At 58.0% G+C, this 18,215-nt stretch carries 14 protein-coding genes; 9 read left to right on the top strand and 5 right to left on the bottom strand.

Annotated elements, in window-relative coordinates; translation table 11 throughout:
- Position 1: 1 nt before the first annotated feature.
- The 6 genes from rsxB to nth are packed head-to-tail and all read left to right on the top strand — an operon-like array spanning position 2 to position 6,141.
- Positions 2 to 553 (top strand): electron transport complex subunit RsxB, encoded by a 552-nt coding sequence (gene rsxB, locus ACZYUB_RS09095; RefSeq protein ID WP_463947277.1) that lies wholly within the window; start codon positions 2 to 4, stop codon positions 551 to 553.
- Positions 550 to 3,054, top strand: a complete 2,505-nt coding sequence (gene rsxC, locus ACZYUB_RS09090; protein ID WP_463947275.1) for an electron transport complex subunit RsxC — start codon at positions 550 to 552, stop codon at positions 3,052 to 3,054. The genes rsxB and rsxC overlap by 4 nt, the downstream gene beginning before the upstream one ends.
- 2 nt (positions 3,055 to 3,056) lie before the next feature.
- Entirely contained in the window at positions 3,057 to 4,139 is a 1,083-nt protein-coding gene (rsxD, locus tag ACZYUB_RS09085; RefSeq protein ID WP_463947273.1) for an electron transport complex subunit RsxD, read from the top strand.
- A 3-nt stretch (positions 4,140 to 4,142) separates the two neighbouring features.
- Positions 4,143 to 4,775, top strand: coding sequence for an electron transport complex subunit RsxG (gene rsxG / locus ACZYUB_RS09080; RefSeq protein ID WP_463947271.1), 633 nt, complete (start codon positions 4,143 to 4,145; stop codon positions 4,773 to 4,775).
- Entirely contained in the window at positions 4,772 to 5,485 is a 714-nt protein-coding gene (locus ACZYUB_RS09075; RefSeq protein WP_463947270.1) for an electron transport complex subunit E, read from the top strand. Before rsxG ends, ACZYUB_RS09075 begins: the two co-directional genes overlap by 4 nt.
- Positions 5,486 to 5,508: 23 nt before the next feature.
- The gene (gene nth, locus ACZYUB_RS09070) at positions 5,509 to 6,141 is read left to right on the top strand and encodes an endonuclease III (RefSeq protein WP_463947268.1); all 633 of its coding nucleotides are present in this window, start codon (positions 5,509 to 5,511) and stop codon (positions 6,139 to 6,141) included.
- A 422-nt stretch (positions 6,142 to 6,563) separates the two neighbouring features.
- On the opposite strand, the gene speA is transcribed toward nth, so the two are convergent.
- A complete protein-coding gene (speA, locus tag ACZYUB_RS09065) occupies positions 6,564 to 8,468 on the bottom strand; it encodes a biosynthetic arginine decarboxylase (RefSeq protein ID WP_463947266.1) in 1,905 nt (634 codons plus the stop codon).
- 801 nt (positions 8,469 to 9,269) lie between these two features.
- Here speA and pepT point away from each other — a divergent pair.
- The gene (gene pepT, locus ACZYUB_RS09060; protein ID WP_463947265.1) at positions 9,270 to 10,505 is read left to right on the top strand and encodes a peptidase T; all 1,236 of its coding nucleotides are present in this window, start codon (positions 9,270 to 9,272) and stop codon (positions 10,503 to 10,505) included.
- A 60-nt stretch (positions 10,506 to 10,565) separates the two neighbouring features.
- The gene (gene olsF / locus ACZYUB_RS09055) at positions 10,566 to 12,290 is read left to right on the top strand and encodes a bifunctional ornithine lipid synthase OlsF (RefSeq protein WP_463947263.1); all 1,725 of its coding nucleotides are present in this window, start codon (positions 10,566 to 10,568) and stop codon (positions 12,288 to 12,290) included.
- A gap of 164 nt (positions 12,291 to 12,454) precedes the next feature.
- Here olsF and folE read toward each other — a convergent pair whose 3' ends face one another.
- The 3 genes from folE to ACZYUB_RS09040 form a co-directional block, all read right to left on the bottom strand.
- A complete protein-coding gene (folE, locus tag ACZYUB_RS09050; protein WP_463947402.1) occupies positions 12,455 to 13,105 on the bottom strand; it encodes a GTP cyclohydrolase I FolE in 651 nt (216 codons plus the stop codon).
- 397 nt (positions 13,106 to 13,502) lie between these two features.
- The gene (locus ACZYUB_RS09045) at positions 13,503 to 15,638 is read right to left on the bottom strand and encodes an ATP-binding protein (protein ID WP_463947262.1); all 2,136 of its coding nucleotides are present in this window, start codon (positions 15,636 to 15,638) and stop codon (positions 13,503 to 13,505) included.
- Positions 15,635 to 16,831: an FIST signal transduction protein gene (locus tag ACZYUB_RS09040; RefSeq protein WP_463947260.1), complete on the bottom strand. Its 1,197-nt coding sequence runs from the start codon at positions 16,829 to 16,831 to the stop codon at positions 15,635 to 15,637. Before ACZYUB_RS09040 ends, ACZYUB_RS09045 begins: the two co-directional genes overlap by 4 nt.
- A gap of 117 nt (positions 16,832 to 16,948) precedes the next feature.
- On the opposite strand from ACZYUB_RS09040, the gene ACZYUB_RS09035 reads away from it, so the two are divergent.
- On the top strand, positions 16,949 to 17,857 hold the full coding sequence (locus ACZYUB_RS09035) for a gluconeogenesis factor YvcK family protein (RefSeq protein ID WP_463947258.1): 909 nt from the start codon (positions 16,949 to 16,951) through the stop codon (positions 17,855 to 17,857).
- Here the strand turns inward: ACZYUB_RS09035 and ACZYUB_RS09030 are convergent.
- Positions 17,845 to 18,198, bottom strand: coding sequence for an Hpt domain-containing protein (locus ACZYUB_RS09030; RefSeq protein ID WP_463947257.1), 354 nt, complete (start codon positions 18,196 to 18,198; stop codon positions 17,845 to 17,847). The genes ACZYUB_RS09035 and ACZYUB_RS09030 overlap by 13 nt on opposite strands.
- Positions 18,199 to 18,215 lie beyond the last annotated feature (17 nt).

Genomic DNA, 18,215 nt, shown 5'->3' with positions numbered 1-18,215 from the left:
TATGAGCCATATTCTGATTGTTCTTGCGTTATTTGCGCTGCTGGCGTTGCTATTCGGTCTGCTGCTGGGCTACGCCGCGGTTCGCTTCCGGGTCGACGCCGATCCGATTGTCGAAAAACTCGATGCCCTGCTGCCCCAGACCCAGTGCGGGCAGTGCGGCTATCCAGGCTGTCGTCCCTATGCCGAGGCGATAGCCAATGGCGATGTCATCAACAAATGTGTTCCCGGTGGCGAGCCCACCATCAAGCGCATCGCCGACTTGATGGGGGTCGAGGTGCCCAGTAGTGACGAAATCGAACGCCCCATCAAACGAGTCGCCTTTATTCACGAGGATCTGTGTATCGGCTGCACCAAATGCATCCAGGCCTGCCCGGTGGATGCCATTGTCGGTGCCGCCAAGATGATGCATACCGTGATCAAGAGTGAATGCACCGGCTGCGATCTCTGTGTCGATCCCTGCCCGACCGACTGCATCGAGATGATCGACGTTCCCACCACCCCGGACTCCTGGAACTGGGATCTGGAAACTATTCCGGTAAGGATGATCAAATGACTCTGAGTCGTGTCATTGACAAGATCTGGAGTGGCAAGCTCTGGGACTTCCACGGTGGTATCCATCCTGAAGAACACAAGCTCGAATCCAGCGAAGTGCCGCTGGTCGAAGCGGCAATCCCCCCCTTGCTGGTGCTGCCCCTCAAGCAACATATCGGCTCCAGTGCCGAGGTGATCGTGAAACCGGGCGACCGGGTCCTCACCGGCCAGCCCTTGACCCGACCCGAATCCCGGATGCAGGTACCGATCCATGCCCCGACCTCGGGCATCATCAGCAGCATAGAGCCCCATACCGTGGCTCACCCTTCCGGGCTCAGCGAGCTGTGCATTCATCTCAAACCCGATGGTCTGGATGAGTGGCGCGAACGCTTCCCACTGCCGGATTATCAGAGCCTGACACCGCTGGAGCTCGTCGGTCGCATCCATGAGGCCGGGATCGCCGGCTTGGGCGGCGCCGGTTTCCCCACCGATGTAAAACTGGCCACTGGTCGGGAAAAGGTTGAAATCCTGATCATCAATGGCGCCGAGTGCGAGCCTTACATCAGCTGCGATGACCGTCTGATGCGCGAGGAGGCACAACGCATCGCCGAGGGGATCGAGGTGGTCCGCCATATCCTCAAACCCCGGCTGGTGCTGATCGCCATCGAGGACAACAAGCCTCAAGCGATTGCCGCCATGCAGGCCGTGGTCGATGGCGAGCAGGTCCAGGTCCGGGTCATCCCGACCAAGTACCCCTCGGGCGCAGCACGGCAACTGATCGAAATCCTGACCGGACGGCAAGTCCCCTCCGGCAAGCGCTCTTTGACCCTCGGGGTCATCATGCTCAACGTGGGGACCGTGTTCGCCGTGCGCCAGGCGGTGCTGGAGGATGAGCCGCTGATCCGCCGCGTGGTCACCCTGACCGGGGATCGCTTCGGCAAACCGGGCAACGCCTGGGTGCGCCTGGGCACCTCGGTGCGCTGGTTACTGGGCCAGTTCCAGCTCGATCCCGAGCCCCGGCAACGCATCATCATGGGCGGCCCCATGATGGGCTTTACCCTGCCCCATGCCGATGTGCCTATCGTCAAGATCAGTAACTGCCTGATGGCTCCCAGCGAAGCGGAGTTGCCGCCTCCTGGCGAGGAGATGAATTGCATCCGCTGCGGTCAATGCGCGGATGCCTGCCCGGTCAGCCTGCTGCCACAACAGCTCTATTGGTACAGCAAAGCTGGCGAGCACGAGAAAGCCCAGGAGTACCATATCGATGACTGCATCGAATGCGGAGCCTGCGCCTGGGTCTGCCCGAGCAGCATCCCGCTGGTGCAGTACTATCGGGAAGAAAAAGCCGAATTGCGTCGCCTGGAGGAGGAAGCGCAGCAAGCCGAACGTGCCAAGCAGCGCTTTGAAGCCAAGAAACAGCGACTCGAAGCCGACCGTCTGAGCCGGGAAAATCGCCACCAGCAAGCCAGTCAGGCCCGCCGTGAGCAGATGACCCAGCAAGCGGGCGGTAGTGATCCTATTGCCGCCGCCCTGGCCCGGGTCAAGGCCCGGCAGGCGGAATTGGCGGCCAGTGCAGCCACTCCCGGGCTCCCCAATCTGGGCAGCGAAGCCATTCAGGCCGCACGCGCGGCCCGTAAGCAGCAGGCGCTCCAACGCCAGCAAGAGTCTGCCACGGCATCTACCCCGGTTGCTCCGACCGAGGGGTGCCAGGCCAACCGCCTGCTGCAGATCGAAGAGCCCACGCCACAGGAGCAAATCGAGCCAATCGACTCCCAGGCGTTGATGGCGGCCAGTGCGGATCAAAACAGCACAGATCCAAGCAGCAGCGACCCGAAACAAACGGCGATTGCCGCGGCCGTCGCCCGTGCCAAGGCGCGCAAAGCGGAGCAACAAGCGGCGGCTCAGCCTGCCGAGACACCGACACCCGAGGCACCAGCTTCCGAAACTGCGAAGCTGGATCCCAAGAAGGCGGCGATTGCTGCCGCCGTCGCCCGCGCCAAGGCCCGCAAGGCGGAGCAACAAGCGGCTGCCACTCAGCCAGCCGAGACACCGGCACCCGAGGCACCAGCGTCCGAAACGGCAGAGCTGGATCCCAAGAAGGCGGCGATTGCTGCCGCTGTCGCCCGCGCCAAGGCGCGCAAGGCAGAGCAACAAGCGGCTGCCACTCAACCAGCCGAGACACCGGCACCCGAGGCACCTATACCTGACAAAGCTGTGCCCGAAACTGCGGAGCTGGATCCCAAGAAGGCGGCGATTGCTGCCGCCGTCGCCCGCGCCAAAGCCCGCAAAGCGGAGCAACAAGCGGCTGCCAATCAGCCAGCCGAGACACCGGCACCCGAGGTACCTATACCTGACAAAGCTGTGCCCGAAACTGCAGAGTTGGATCCCAAGAAGGCGGCGATTGCTGCCGCCGTTGCCCGCGCCAAGGCCCGCAAGGCGGAGCAAGTGGCGGCCCAGCAAGCAGAGCAATCAGCGTCCGCAGCCGCTGACCCAAGCCCATCCTCTTCCACGGAGTCTCACTGACCATGGCATTTACCATTGCAAGCGCGCCCCATGGCCATAGCCAGCAGACCACCACCACCATGATGCGGATGGTCCTGCTGGCCCTGTTACCTGGTGTGGCGGTACAAGTTCATTTCTTCGGCTATGGCGTCATCATCCAGCTGTTACTGGCCACTGTGACCGCCCTGCTGACCGAATCCCTAGTGCTGCTGTTGCGGCAACGTCCCATCGGACCCGCGCTACGCGACAGCAGTGCCATTCTCACCGCGGCGTTGCTCGCCGTCGCCCTGCCGCCGCTGGCCCCCTGGTGGCTGGTAGTTCTGGGGACGGCGTTTGCGATTATTGTCGCCAAGCAGCTCTACGGCGGCCTGGGTCAGAATCCGTTTAATCCGGCCATGGTGGCTTATGTGTTGCTGCTGGTCTCCTTTCCCAGCCAGATGACCAGCTGGATGCCGCCGCAGGGGGTGAGCCAGCAACAACCGGATCTGACCCGTGCCGCGGCGCTGATCCTCCACGGCAACACGGCTGACGGCATCAACCTGATGCAGATCCGCCAGAGCGTGGATGGCACCACCAGCGCCACGCCACTGGATACCATGAAGACCCAGCTCGGCCTCGGTAAAGCGGTACAACAGGTGCAACAAGAGCCGCAATTTACCCCACTCGGTCAGTGGGGCGCAGGCGGTATCGGCTGGATGTGGGTGAATCTGGCCTTTCTGGCTGGCGGCCTGTTTCTGATCGGACTGGGAACCATCGCCTGGCATATTCCCACCGCTTTTTTGCTCAGCCTGACGGCTTGCTCCGCGATCGCCTGGCATCTGGATCCGGTCCACTTTATCTCCCCGACGCTGCAGCTGTTATCCGGCGCCACCATGCTGGGTGCCTTCTTTATCGCCACCGATCCAGTCACGGCAGCGACGACGCCCCGGGGGCGATTATTGTTTGGTGCCCTGATCGGAGCACTGGTGTTTATTATCCGCCACTGGGGCGGATACCCCGATGGCGTGGCATTTGCCGTGCTGCTGGCCAATATCTGCACGCCCCTGCTCGACTCCATCACGCGGCCGGTGGTTTATGGCACCCGCAGCAATTCGAAAGGAGGCTAGACGATGTTTCATTCCATGACGAAAAATGGCGTGCGTCTGGCCCTGTTTGCCCTGGGCTGTACCGCACTGGTCGCCATCACCGACCAGGTTACCCGGGAGCGCATTGCCGGGCAGAGTCAAAAACAGTTGCAGCAAACGCTGGGCGAGCTATTGCCTGCGCAGCTGTACGATAACGACCTGTCTGCCAGCTGTGTGCAGCTGCGCCTGCCCGAATTGCTGGGCGACGACTTGCCGCATCCGGTGTATATCGCGCGCAAGGGCGAGACGGTGACCGGGTATATCGTCGAGTCGGTGGCCCCCCAGGGTTACTCCGGGGCGATTCGCTTGCTGACGGCGGTGACCACGGACGGAAAAATCAGTCGGGTCCAGGTACTGGCTCACCGCGAAACCCCGGGGCTGGGCGACAAGATAGAGCGCAGCAAATCAAACTGGATCGATAGCTTTACCGGTCAGGCACTGCTGGGCGATCCGGATCCCCGCTGGGCCGTCCGCAAAGATGGCGGTATGTTTGACTCGTTCACCGGCGCTACCATTACGCCCAGAGCCGTGGTCAAAGGCGTTAAAAATGTGCTGTTGCTGCTGCAACAACATGCCCAGGAACTGATACAGGCCCCGGCTTGCCAGGAGACACCATGAGCGACAGCGAACTCAAAGCATCAGGGCAACTCGCCGACATCGCCAAGCAAGGGTTGTGGAAAAATAACCCGGCACTGGTGCAAATTCTCGGTCTCTGCCCGACCCTCGCCGTCACCACCTCGGCGACCAACGCCTTGGGACTGGGAGTGGCAACGGCGGCGGTGCTGATGCTCAGCAACCTAGCCATCTCCCTAGTGCGCAACTGGGTGCCCAATGAAATCCGTATCCCGGTGTATGTGATGATCATTGCGGCTCTGGTGACCTGCGTGCAGCTGGTCATGAACGCCTACCTCTATGACTTGTACCAGGCACTGGGGATCTTTATCGCCTTGATCGTGACCAACTGCATCATCATTGGTCGGGCCGAGGCGTTCGCCAACCGCAATCCGCCGCTGCTGGCGGTATTTGATGGCTTGATGATGGGACTCGGTTTTACCCTGGTGCTACTGGTCTTGGGCGGGCTGCGCGAAATTCTCGGCCAAGGCACCCTGTTTGCTGGCGCCGAGCAGCTGCTCGGGCCATGGGCGGCCGGATTGAAGATTGAACTCTTTACCGCCGATAGCGGCTTCTTGCTGGCCATCTTGCCACCGGGCGCGTTTCTGGCCTTGGGCTTTATCATCGCCATCAAGAATCTGATCGATGCCCGCCTCTCCCGCCGCACCCTGGTGGTCAAGGCACAGGTCGAGCGCGCACGGATGACGACTCTCTAGGACGAATACGAGGATCTGGCTCCATGAACAAGGATAAACGTCGACTGATCCTCGAGCGTCTGCGCGAGGCCAATCCCCACCCGACCACAGAGCTGCACTACAACTCGCCCTTCGAGTTGCTGATTGCGGTGATCCTCTCGGCGCAGGCCACCGATGTCGGAGTGAACAAGGCCACCGCCAAGCTCTATCCGGTCGCCAATACCCCGGCCGCCATCCTGGAGCTCGGTCTGGATGGCCTCAAGTCCTATATCAAGACCATAGGCCTGTATAACGCCAAGGCCGAGAATGTCATCAAGACCTGCCAGCAACTGCTGACCCTGCACGGCGGTGAAGTGCCGGAGGATCGAGCCGCACTGGAAGCCCTGCCCGGAGTCGGCCGCAAGACCGCCAACGTGGTACTCAATACTGCCTTCGGCTGGCCTACCATCGCCGTGGATACCCATATTTTCCGCGTGGCCAACCGCACCGGTTTTGCTCCTGGCAAGAACGTGGATGAGGTGGAGCAGAAACTGCTCAAGCATGTCCCGGCGGAATTCAAGCTGGATGTGCATCACTGGTTTATTCTGCACGGCCGTTACACCTGCATCGCCCGTAAACCGCGCTGTGGCTCCTGCCTGATTGAAGATCTGTGCGAGTTCAAGGAAAAGGCTGAATAACACAGAGATAAACAATTAATTCAAATTAAAAGTCCCGGTTACGATGCCGGGATTTTTATTTAATAGTCGTTATTATCTGAAAAAAATAGGATGCATTGCATTATATTATCACGAAATATAATTCCTCTAGATATCTCTAGCACTGCACCAACTTCGGCCTTTACCGCGGGTTCACCAAGATCACATTGCATAAAATTTCAAATATAATTCAATGTGATATCATAATTAATAGTCAATATTTCAATATTTCAATATTTCCAGAACATCCTATTCAATGATCAGTCTCTATAGATGAATGAATATCAGCGCTATGACGTAATTATTCATGCCATGTTTTTCAAAGACAAAAAAACGGGATCAGAGACTGATCCCGTTTTTATATTCATCACTACCCGATAAATAATACCGCTATTGAGTGGCGATTATTCATCATCTTCCAGATAGGCATAGCCTTGCAGGCCTGCATCCAGATCCGCCAACAGGGCGGTTCGGGTCTCTTCATCCAGTGACGGATGGGAGGCCAGAGCCTGGTAGTTCTCGCGGATGCGCTGGGGATCGATATTCACATAACGCAGCAGGTTATCGACGTTGTCACCGCGGATCACATGACTGATCACCGGCTTGCCATCAGCATCCATCGAGATATCTGCGCTGTGGGTATCGCCAAACAGATTGTGCAAGTCGCCCAGGATCTCCTGGTAAGCGCCCACCAGGAAGAAGCCCATGTAGCAGCTTTCATCCTCGGCGAACTCCGGCATCGGCAATGTGCTTTCCACGCCCACGCCATCCACATAGTGATCCACCATGCCATCGGAGTCGCAGGTGATATCGAATACCACGCCACGGCGTACCGGCGGACGATCCAGCCCGGAAAGCGGCATCACCGGAAAGATCTGATCGATACCCCAGGCATCCGGCAACGACTGGAACAAGGAGAAGTTGACGAAGCACTTGTCCGCCAGCTTGTCGTTCAGCTCATCGAGCATGGCGCGGTGCTGACGATTGATGGGGTTCAGCAACTCCTTGACCTTGAGGCAGAGGTTGAGATGCAACTCTTCCGCCCAGGCCCGTTCAGTCAGATTGAGCAGCCCCATGGTGTACTGGCTGTGCACATCGGCCAAATCGGCACCGGAATCATGGAAGATTTCCAGCAGACCCGGATCCTCATCATTCAATTCGAGCCAGCTTTCCCACATGTTTTGCAATAGCAAGGGTGCGGTCTCATCCGGCGCATTCAGCTCGCGGCTCTCGACTTTTTCCGTACCGATGACGTTGGAAATCAGCACCGCATGGTGCGCGGTAATGGCACGCCCGGACTCACTGATAATGGTCGGATGGGGTAATTCGAACTCGCGGCAGACATCGCCGATGCCCCAGACCACGTTGTTGGCATATTCACGCAGGCTGTAGTTGGCCGAACAATGGCTTTGCGAGCGGGAGCCTTCATAATCCACACCCAGACCACCGCCAACGTCCACCACATCAATGGCGGCACCCAGACGGCGCAACTCGGCGTAGAAACGGCCGCATTCGCGGATCCCACTCTGGATATCCCGGATATTGGCAATCTGGGAGCCCAGATGGAAGTGCACCAGCTGCAACCACTCCAGCTTGCCGGAGTCACGCAGACGCTCGACCAGACGCAGGATCTGTGCCGCCGACAAACCGAACTTGGACTTTTCGCCACCACTCGCTTGCCACTTGCCGGCACTCTGGTGCGCCAGACGGGCCCGTACACCGATGCGGGGCGCAATCTTCAGACGCTCTGCTTCATCCAGCACCAGCTCCAGTTCGGAGGGTTTCTCGATCACAATGTAGACATGATGTCCCATCAGGCTGCCCAGCAGGGCGTGCCGGACATATTCCCGATCCTTGTAACCATTGCAGATGATGACGGTGCCCCGCTCATGGCGATGGGAGAGCACGGCCAGCAGCTCCGGTTTGGAGCCCGCCTCCAGGCCCAGACGCGGTTTGTCGTCATAGGCTTTGGCAATCGACTCGATCACCTGATTCTGCTGGTTCACCTTGATGGGATAAACGCACTGATAGTGCCCTTCATAGCCATAATTCTCTATCGCTTGCTGAAAGGCGTTAAACAACGCATCGACCCGGCTCTTGATGATGTCCGGAAACCGCAACAGGACAGGGGCTGCATAGCCCTGCTTGCGCAGCTCCTCGATGATATCGACCAGGGCTACGCGGTGGTCAGGCCGGCTTTTATCCGGTGCAACCACTACCTGTCCCTTGTCATCTAAATGAAAAAAGCCACCGCCCCAGTAAGGCAGGTTATAGACCTTGAGAGCGTCCGCTGAGGACCAGTTAGTCATGGGCTATGCCTCGCAATAAGAGTCCCGTCGTCGGGTACTCGTTACTGGCCAAATCAAATCCAGCAGATCCGGTCTGCACCGGATCTCTGGGGTAGCTGATTGCCCGCCGTCGCGTTGGCCCGAATGCGCTGCGGCATGACGGCGGGCCTTTTTCATTCCCACAACTTGCGCCATGGTTTGATTGCCCTGTCGGGCTCACTACTTGCGTGCCAATCCGGCTCCATACCCGACCCGGCCAGCAGGCCTGCGGGTGATGAAGCGGGATAAACCGGGGATCGGAACGAAAGCAGAATACGGGGAGTTCAACCGGGCAACACATAACACCGGGGATGGGGCAATGATCAGAGCAGGCCCAGGGGCGTCATCATGCATGCCGGGTGGTAACTCCTTGTCTCGAGGCGCCTCTTGCTGTGGCCGCCGAACCAGTGAAAAGCCCCTCGGCAAAAACCGAAGGGCTTGACCATTCATCCTGTATGCACAGCCCACCGGGTTCAGGTAAGAGGGCTGTGGTTTGCGCGGAGTTTACACACAGTTTTTTTCATTTGCTACCGGAAATCTCAGCGTTAAAAACTCCATAAAAGTGATGAGTTTCAGCACAAATGCGTAATCATTAATTCTGAGTGAATAAAATCACAAAATCAGCAGGGAAGCTGTGTATGGCATGGGTTCAGACTGACCACAGGATCAGCAATTCAGCTCGCCTTTTAGCAGCAGAATCCGCCAAAAACCTGCGATGACTCAAAAATAGCCACTAATGAAGACGGCATACTCTAGCCTCCTTGATCCTCATAGATGTTGCTTATGAATAATCTTCTTGCCCGCTTCTTCAGCTATATCGAATTCGACACCCAGGCGGATGAAAGCCAGAGCGGCTGCCCCTCCACCGCCGAACAATTAAGACTGGCCCGCCAACTGGCCAGCGAGCTGGAAACCCTGGGGTTGCAGCAGATTGAACTGGACGCCAATGGCTATTTGACCGCCTTGCTGCCCGGCAATGTGACCACGGAAGTCCCCGCCATCGGCTTTATCGCCCATATGGACACAGCGCCAGACTTCTCCGGTCACAAGGTCCAGGCGCAGCTGGTCGAAGCCTACCAGGGCGGTGACATTGCACTGGGTAATGGTCAGGAAGTCTTGAGCCCGGGAGATTTTCCCTCCCTGCGCAACTATCTGGGGCAGGATCTCATCACCACCGATGGCACCACCCTGCTGGGTGCCGACGACAAGGCCGGGATCTGTGAAATCATCACCGCAGTCGCGCATCTGCTGGCCCACCCGGAAATTCCTCATGGCGATATCTATCTGGGCTTTACTCCGGATGAGGAGATTGGTCGCGGTGCGGACTTGTTCCCCCTGGATCGCTTCAAGGCCCGGTGGGCCTACACAGTCGACGGCGGTGAGTTGGGTGAGCTGGAGTATGAAAACTTCAATGCAGCCACGGCCATCATCCGGGTACAGGGCAACAATGTGCATCCCGGCACCGCCAAAGACATCATGGTCAATAGCCAGACGCTAGCCGCCCAGTTCCACGCCAGCATGCCGACCGCTGAAACACCGGAGTGTACCGAGGGCTATCAGGGCTTCTATCATCTGATCGGGATGCAGGGCTCGGTGGAAGAGACCACCCTGACCTATATCGTCCGTGACTTCGACAACGACGGCTTCGCCCGGCGCCAGCAGTTCCTGCTGGATCAGGTCGCCGCCTGGAACGCCCGCCCGGGTCCGCCACGCTTTAGCATCGCCATCAAGGAGAGCTACCGCAACATGCGCGATCAGGTACTCCCCCATCGCCACATCATCGATATTGCCGAACAAGCGATGCGTGAGGCCGGTGTGACACCGAAGATCAAGCCCATCCGCGGCGGCACCGATGGTTCGCGGCTGTCGTTTATGGGCTTGCCCTGTCCCAACCTGTTCACCGGCGGCCACAACTTCCACGGCAAGCATGAGTACATACCGGTCCCGTCGATGGAAAAGGCAGTTGCCACCCTGATTGCCATCGCGCGTCTGACCGTCACACACTCGTCACCGCGCTGACCTGCAGCTGTCATGAGCCGCTAGCAAGCTGGCCTCCGGTATAACTGCCGGAGGCCAACCATGATCAGCGTCGATGCCCTGCTTAGCCAATACTTCCCCACCCAGTCGCACCATCATTGGTTCAAGCCCCTGCTCCGCCGGGTGCTGTATGAACACGATCTGCAGCAATTTGCTGAACAGTATCCCCATCTCCACGGTCTGGATTTTATCGAGCAGGTGCTGGGCTACTTCGACTTTGCCTGTGAAGTCGCGGATCATGAGCTGGAGCACATCCCCAGCAGCGGCCCCGTAGTGCTGGTTGCCAACCACCCGATCGGAACACTGGATGGTATGGCGCTGTTGCGAGTCGTGGCCAAGGTGCGCCCCGATGTGCGGATCATGGCCAATCAGATGCTGGCCCATGTCGCGCCAATGCGACCGCTGCTGTTTCCGGTGGATAACATGGGCAGCCGGACCAATCGCCAGCAAATCGAAGCCATGCGCGAGCATCTGGCCGAAGGGCGAGCCTTAATCGTCTTCCCGGCCGGCGAGGTCTCCCGTCTGCGGCCGCAGGGCGTGCGGGATGGTCGCTGGAATCCTGGTTTTTTACGTTTAGCCGCCCGCAGCCGCGCCCCGATCGTGCCTCTGTATGTCAGGGGCCGTAACTCGCCGCTGTTCTACCTCACCTCCATGCTCTACAAGCCGCTGGCGACTCTGCTGCTGGTGCGCGAGATGTTTGCCCATCGTCGCGGCCGGATCCATTTACGCATTGGCGCCCGCATCCCCTATGCCGCCTGGGCTGACAAGGACCTCACCCTGGAACAACTGGCCAAGCGTTTCCGCAAGCACCTGTATCGCCTGGCCAAGGGAAAATCTGGACTCTTCAAGTCCGAATCGCCGATTGCCCTGCCCGAGGAGCGCGCCCTGCTCAAACGCGAAGTCGAGCACTGCGAACATCTGGGCCAAACCCCGGATGGCAAGCAGATCTATCTGTATCGTCGGCAGGATCAGCCCCATGCCCCCATCCTCCGCGAGCTGGGACGACTACGGGAAATCGCTTTTCGCGCCGTCGGTGAAGGTACGGGACAGCGCCGGGATCTGGATAAATACGATGATGACTACCTGCATCTGCTGCTCTGGGATCCGGGCGTGCTGGAAATTGTCGGCGCCTACCGGTTTATCCCCACTGCCGAGCAACTGGCCAGCAAGGGCCTCGCCGGGCTTTATAGCCACAGTCTCTTTGCCTATGGCGAACAGATGGATGACGTACTGCAGCAGGGGCTGGAGCTAGGTCGCAGCTTCATTCAACCCGCCTACTGGGGGCGTCGTGGACTGGACTATCTATGGCAAGGGATCGGGGCTTTCTTGGCGCGCCACCCCGAGTATCGTTATCTGTTTGGCCCTGTGTCCATCTCGGGCTCCCTACCCATGGCGGCCCGGGATCTGCTGATCGCCTTCTATCGGCTCTACTTTCCGGCCAAGCTGGGTGTCGCCCACTCACGTCGCCCCTACCCGGCCTCGCTGCCGCAAGTGCTGGAGCAGTTTAGCGGGCAGGATTATGCCGCAGACTTGGCCCGGCTTAAATCCATGCTGGATAACCTGGGCTGCGCCATTCCGACCCTTTACAAGCAGTACTCGGAATTGTGCGAAACCGGTGGCGTGCAGTTTATGGATTTCGGCACCGATCCGGACTTTGCCGATTGCGTGGATGGCCTGGTCTTGGTGGACTTATCCCGTCTCAAAGCCGCTAAATACCAGCGCTATATTGCCATTCATCAGTCAGCCGGGAAGGAAGTTGCGGCCTGACGAGGAATGCCACTCCAGTTGCAAGTGCAATAGACCCGAGCGACCAACAGCCCCGAACTATCAGCAGCCCCATACCACAAAGGGAACCCGAGGGTTCCCTTTGTGCAATGACACGTAGCAGCCAGTCACTCGTCGCACGCTCATAGCCCGCGCAAATGGCAATACTAGAAGTTGCCCAAAAACTCCTGCCGGGACGCCAGATTGCTCTTGAACATGCCACCCAGGGCCGTGGTGGTGGTCAGACTGCTGGCATCCATGACGCCCCGGGATTTGACGCAATAATGGGTCGCCGTCATGGAAATAGCCACATTCTCGGTTTCCAGCAAGGTTTGTAAGGCCACCAGGATCTGCTGGGTCAGACGCTCCTGTACCTGGGGACGCTTGGCAAAAAACTGCACGATGCGGTTTATCTTCGACAGCCCGATCACCTTGCCGCGAGGGAAATAGGCGACCTTGGCCAGACCATCGATGGTCACAAAATGATGCTCACAGGTGCTGGTCACCGTAATGTTACTCACCTTGACCATCTCATCGACCCCCATCTTGTTATCAATCAGGGTGATCTTGGGAAAAGCCTGATAGTCGAGTCCAGAGAAGATCTCTTCCACATACATTTTGGCAATCCGCTGGGGAGTCTCGGCCAGACTGTCGTCCGCCATGTCCAGCCCCAGCACTTCCATGACACCCCGCATATGCGCTTCGATGCGAGTCTTTTTTTCCGCATCCGTCAGCGGGTTTGCAATCCGTGGGGTCTCGAGTCCTCTGGCTTCCAGCGCAGAGCGAACCAGGATGGCTTCTTTACTCAAGGTTGACATCACATCTTCTCCATCACCATCAAGGTGGCCAATCATACCATCAATCCAGGCTTAGGTTAAAAACCAGCACCTTCACCCTCAAGCCGCACAGGATACCCCAGACCATCGATTCGTAACATTTCATTTACCGCACGACAGACGATGGCCCCATGATGGACCTGTTAGTTTTTGCAGGTCACTAATCAGTGGAATTTGCAAAACGCTAATGCATTCGCATTTTGCAATGACCGATTTGCAAAAAGCGGAATCCAATGAGCCCTTTTTAGAGTAAAGGTGTAAAAATAGACCAATATGGCCATTTATCCGCTTAAAAAAGTTGGCACGATAATTTCATATATAAATCTGTAAACCAGTTTTATCCCGTGCTCTCTTCAGCGACAGCTGAAGTTTGGCCAACCTAGAGTTGGCCATTTTTTTTGCCCATTACATCAAAGAGTGCCATATGAAGCCTCCTTGAGGTCACAGGTTTACTCACCAGTTCACTCATCCCCGCCTGACGACAGGCGTTACGATCCTCCTCGGAGGCATTGGCGGTCAATGCGACGATAGGCAACTCGGGATGAGTTTGTTTGATGCGCCGAGTTGCCTCCAGGCCATCCATTTCCGGCATCCGTAAATCCATCAATACCAGGTGCGGATTGGTAGCGGCCACGGCGGCAACCGCTTCACGTCCATTACTGGCTAACGTCACCTGGTGTCCCAATTTCCGCAGCATGGCCTGAATGACCTGCTGATTGACCGGGCTGTCTTCTACTAACAAGATCTGCAAGGTCGGTAAAGTTTCGGGCTCTCTCGACACCATGACCTCGGCCCCTGCTCCCCCTTGCACCTCGTAACAGGGGATACGGAACCAGAAACAGCTACCCACACCGAGTTGACTCTCGACACCAATTTCCCCCCCCATCAAGGAGACCAGGCGCTGGCTGATAGCCAGCCCAAGACCTGTGCCACCAAAGCGCCGGGTCATGGAGGGATCCAACTGACGGAAGGGTCGAAACAGTTCGCTACATAGCTCTGGCGGTATACCAATACCGGTATCCTGGACTCGGAAATGCAACCAGCGGTTCTCGCGCCGGACACTCAGCTTGACCTGGCCCTGAGCGGTAAACTTGATGCCATTGCCCAACAGATTAAACAGGATCTGGGTCAGACGAAGTGGATCCCCCTGCAACAGCGGTGGCAGTTGCGGATCCAGCTCAACCAGCAAACCAATCTGCTTACTGCGAGCACTTTCTTCCAACTGGGTGATCACCGAGTTGATGACGAAGTGACTCTCGAAAGGGATCGACTCCAGCGTCATCTCGCTGGATTCAATACGCGACAAATCCAGAACATCATGCAGCAATGTTTGTAGCAGGGCCGCCGAATGGGTGACGTGACGGATCAACTCCCGTTGCTTGCTGGTCAACTCGCTCTGATCCAGCAACTCCAGCATGCCGAGAATGGCCTGCATCGGTGTCCGGATCTCGTGGCTCATCACCGCCAGAAACTGCGACTTGGCCTGATTGGCGGCATCGGCGCGCATCTTGGCGCGTTTTAGCTCCTGATTGCGCACAACCTGACTGGTTATATCATTCACGGTGCCACGATAACCGAGGAACTGTGAGCGATCATCGTAATAAGCATCGGCATTGATCGACAGCCAACGGCTCTGGCCGTTGAAAAATACTTCGAAACGAAAAGCACGGATCGGCTTGTGCTCTGCCAGATCCTGCCGATGGCGTTGCCATTTCTCCGCCTTACTGCGTTCGCGGTCGGTCAGATAATCCATGAAACACTTGCCGCGGATCTGGGACATCAGGCTGGAGGTGAATTCCTCGCCTTCCACATCCTCGGCGAACTGGATGAATTGGTGGTTTGCATCCGTCAACCAGAACCAATCACTTGCCATCTCGGCAAACTGGCGGAAACACTGCTGGGATTGGCGCAAGGCCCGGGTCTTCTCCTCGACCAGAAGCTCCAGCCGGGATCGGTAACCTACGTTCAACAGAGCCTGATCCATCAAGGGTCGATAGCGCTCCAGCAGATCCCGCGCCTGCAGATCCAGACGATGACGCGCCGAGTGACAGCAGATCAGCATCATCCGGCCCTGCACCAGGTTTAAAGAGGTCAGCAAGACGCTCCCCGCCATGCGCTGGACATCCGGGTGACAAGCGGCAAACTCCTGGGTTAATTCGGGCGCAAACAGCGCCACCGTCTCGCCGGTCAAGACTCGCTCGAACAAGGGACCGCGTTGCCAGTTCTGCTGTTGCAGCAAGGGATGGCTGGCCACAGCACAGCGTAGCTGCGGCTCCTGTTTTTCCAGCACCAGAATGGCCGCATGTTCAAAACCAATCAGTGGCCGCAAGATAGCAATCAGCGCATCAAACAGGCTATGAATACTCTGCGGCCGCGTCAGCATGGCCATGCCTTTGAGCAGCCAGCTATTCTCGGCGCTGCATTTACTTTCCCGCTCCTGACTGGCCGCCAACTGCAGACGCAATTCGTGCAGCTCCAGCTCCAGCTCTGCCGGACTCTTCGCCTGCTGGTTCATGCCACATCCTTTTTCCGGTAGAAGACCACGGTGGAGATCATCAAATTGCCATGGGCATTCTCACCACCACTGAACCGCCCCTGCTCCCCGAAGGTATAGGGGCCAATAAATGGCACCCCCTGACGGGCCAGCAATAGCGCATCAACCACCTGATCCATCGCCGAACTCAAGGTCAACATGCAGCCGGCACAGAAGATATTCAGCGCCGCGACTTGTTCCATGTCCCCCTGTCCTAACGTCAGGTTGCTGGAGCGTACTGCGCGATCCAGTAATCCGGAGCGGTTCCCCTCCATTAAAATCACGGCATCCCCTTCTTGAATATCGGTAAACAGCCGCAAGCCACCTCGAGTCGTAACCTCCTCGGGGTGTGATAGCTTGTAATACGGCACTCCCGACAACAGCCCCCCCTGCCGGGCCAGGGGAAACAAGGTGGTCTGGGCAAAGACACTGCCGCCCGACATGGCATTGGCGATACATCCCTGAGTCCACTGGTTATACACGGCAGCAGCCGGCTGATGATCGATGGTTAGCAATTCGCGGCCCTCGACCCGGGTCGCGATGCCCCGGGGGCCGGCCGGCATATAGGTGGAGTGAAAACTGGTGGCAATCTGGCAATCCGGATAAAACAGCGTGATGGCGATCCCCTGCTGCAGACAACCATCCTGAGTCAGTAACTGACAGCGCTGACCGCGCAGATTGTGCGCGGCACTCCCCCCCACAATGGCCACCGAACGGCCCAGTCGAGCCTCGATCGCGGCCATGATTCGTTCTTCGTGGCCGGGACTGGCATGTAACCAGACCAACTGCGGCAGCTCACCTGGGCGCTCGCAACGGCGCATCGCCTGTTCCAGCAAGCCTTGAACCGTAGCCTCGATACTCTGGGTCAGTGGAGCCAAGGCACAGCCATACGCACCCTTCTCATCTCGAAGCGCCCAACACGCCAGCGCCCGGCCCTCCGTCGAGTGGTAACCCGCCTCGGTCATGATTCCCTGACACGAGCTACAGCCGGTGATCTGGCACTCGGGAAAGGCCGCTTTCAATTGCGTCAGCAGAACATTGCCATCATGGAGCTCGGTAAAATAGATCAGCAACAGATGGGGCGCGGCGCCCAGTTTCTGGCGAATATCCTCGATGACTTCTTGTACCGCGAGCTCGCTCCCGGCCTGTAATGAAAATGCAGTCGCGACCTTCACGGCCTCTCCTTTTTCTGTGAGCACTCCGCAAGAGCGCACGGGAATGGTTATGTAACCCGACCGGGAAATTATATGATTAAAGCTCGACTGAACCTAAGACTCTGATGACTATCTGATATGCAGCCACCGCTCCATCAATTCACCAACATAGTCGCCCTCGGTGGAGGTCATGGCTTGGGACGCCTGCTCTCAGCGCTGCAAGGTGTTGGCTCCCGGCTGACGGGTATCGTCACCACCAGTGACAATGGCGGCTCGTCGGGCCGATTGCGCCAGACGCAGGGAGGCATTGCCTGGGGCGATCTACGCAACTGCATCAACCAGTTGGTGACCGAACCCAGCACCGGCAGCCGCTTGTTCGAGTATCGCTTCAGTGGTGAAGGCGAACTGGCCGGGCATAATCTGGGCAATCTGATGCTGCTGGTACTAAACCACATGTCAGTCCGCCCCCTGGAGGCGATTACCCTCATCCGGCATATGCTGGGGGTGCAGGCCCAGATCATCCCGATGTCAGAAACGCCGACCGACCTGATGGGATTGAGCGCTTGCGGTACCCGGGTGTTTGGCGAAACATCCATCGATGCCTGGCATGACTTGCCCGAGCAATTGCTGCTTTCCCCGGCCGTAGAGGCCACACCAGAAGCAGTCGATGCTATTTTGCAGGCAGATCTGCTGTTGATTGGCCCCGGCAGCTTTCTTACCAGTCTGCTACCACCGCTATTGGTTCCTGAGTTAACTCAAGCCATCCGTCAGACCCGGGCGTGCTGCATCTTTCTCGCGAACCTGGAGCCCGAGCTGGGGCCTGGCGGGCAATTATCACTCAGCGAGCAAGTCCGCTGGCTGACCCAGGTCACCCAACGCCCGCTGGATGCAGTCATAGCAGGGCCCCATGCTCCCGAGCTGGAGATCCCCTGTTTCCGGGTGCCCCTTGCAGAATCGGGATGTCGCTGGCGCCATGACCGAATCCGCTTACTGGCCGCACTGGAGACCTTCGCCTGGCAAACCAGAGATAAGGATCAGGCCGGGTGAACCGCAGGAAGAAGAGATAACAAGGCCGAGCAACTGGCTGGAAGACTGATTTGCAAGTTAGCAACCTCTTGCTCCATCACGGTCCACGCCTGCTGGCGACAGCCATTTTCCAGTGCCAAGGCTTCGTCATGGCAACGCATGGCGCCATAAGTGGCACACACGGATTTGAGGGTATGCGCCAGCAACAGCAAGTGCTCGGCATCACGCGTCTGTAGCGCGTTGACTAACGCATCCAGGTTTTTCTGGCCATCTTCGATAAAGATGGCCACTAATTGCGGCAACAACTCTTCACCGGCATCCCGGCCCAGTTGTGCGAGGATCCCTTCATCGATCCATTGCATGATGGTAACTCTCCCGT

The sequence above is a fragment of the Pseudaeromonas sp. HNCC25DJ182 genome (assembly GCF_055413365.1).
This window is presented reverse-complemented; position numbering and strand designations above follow the sequence as displayed.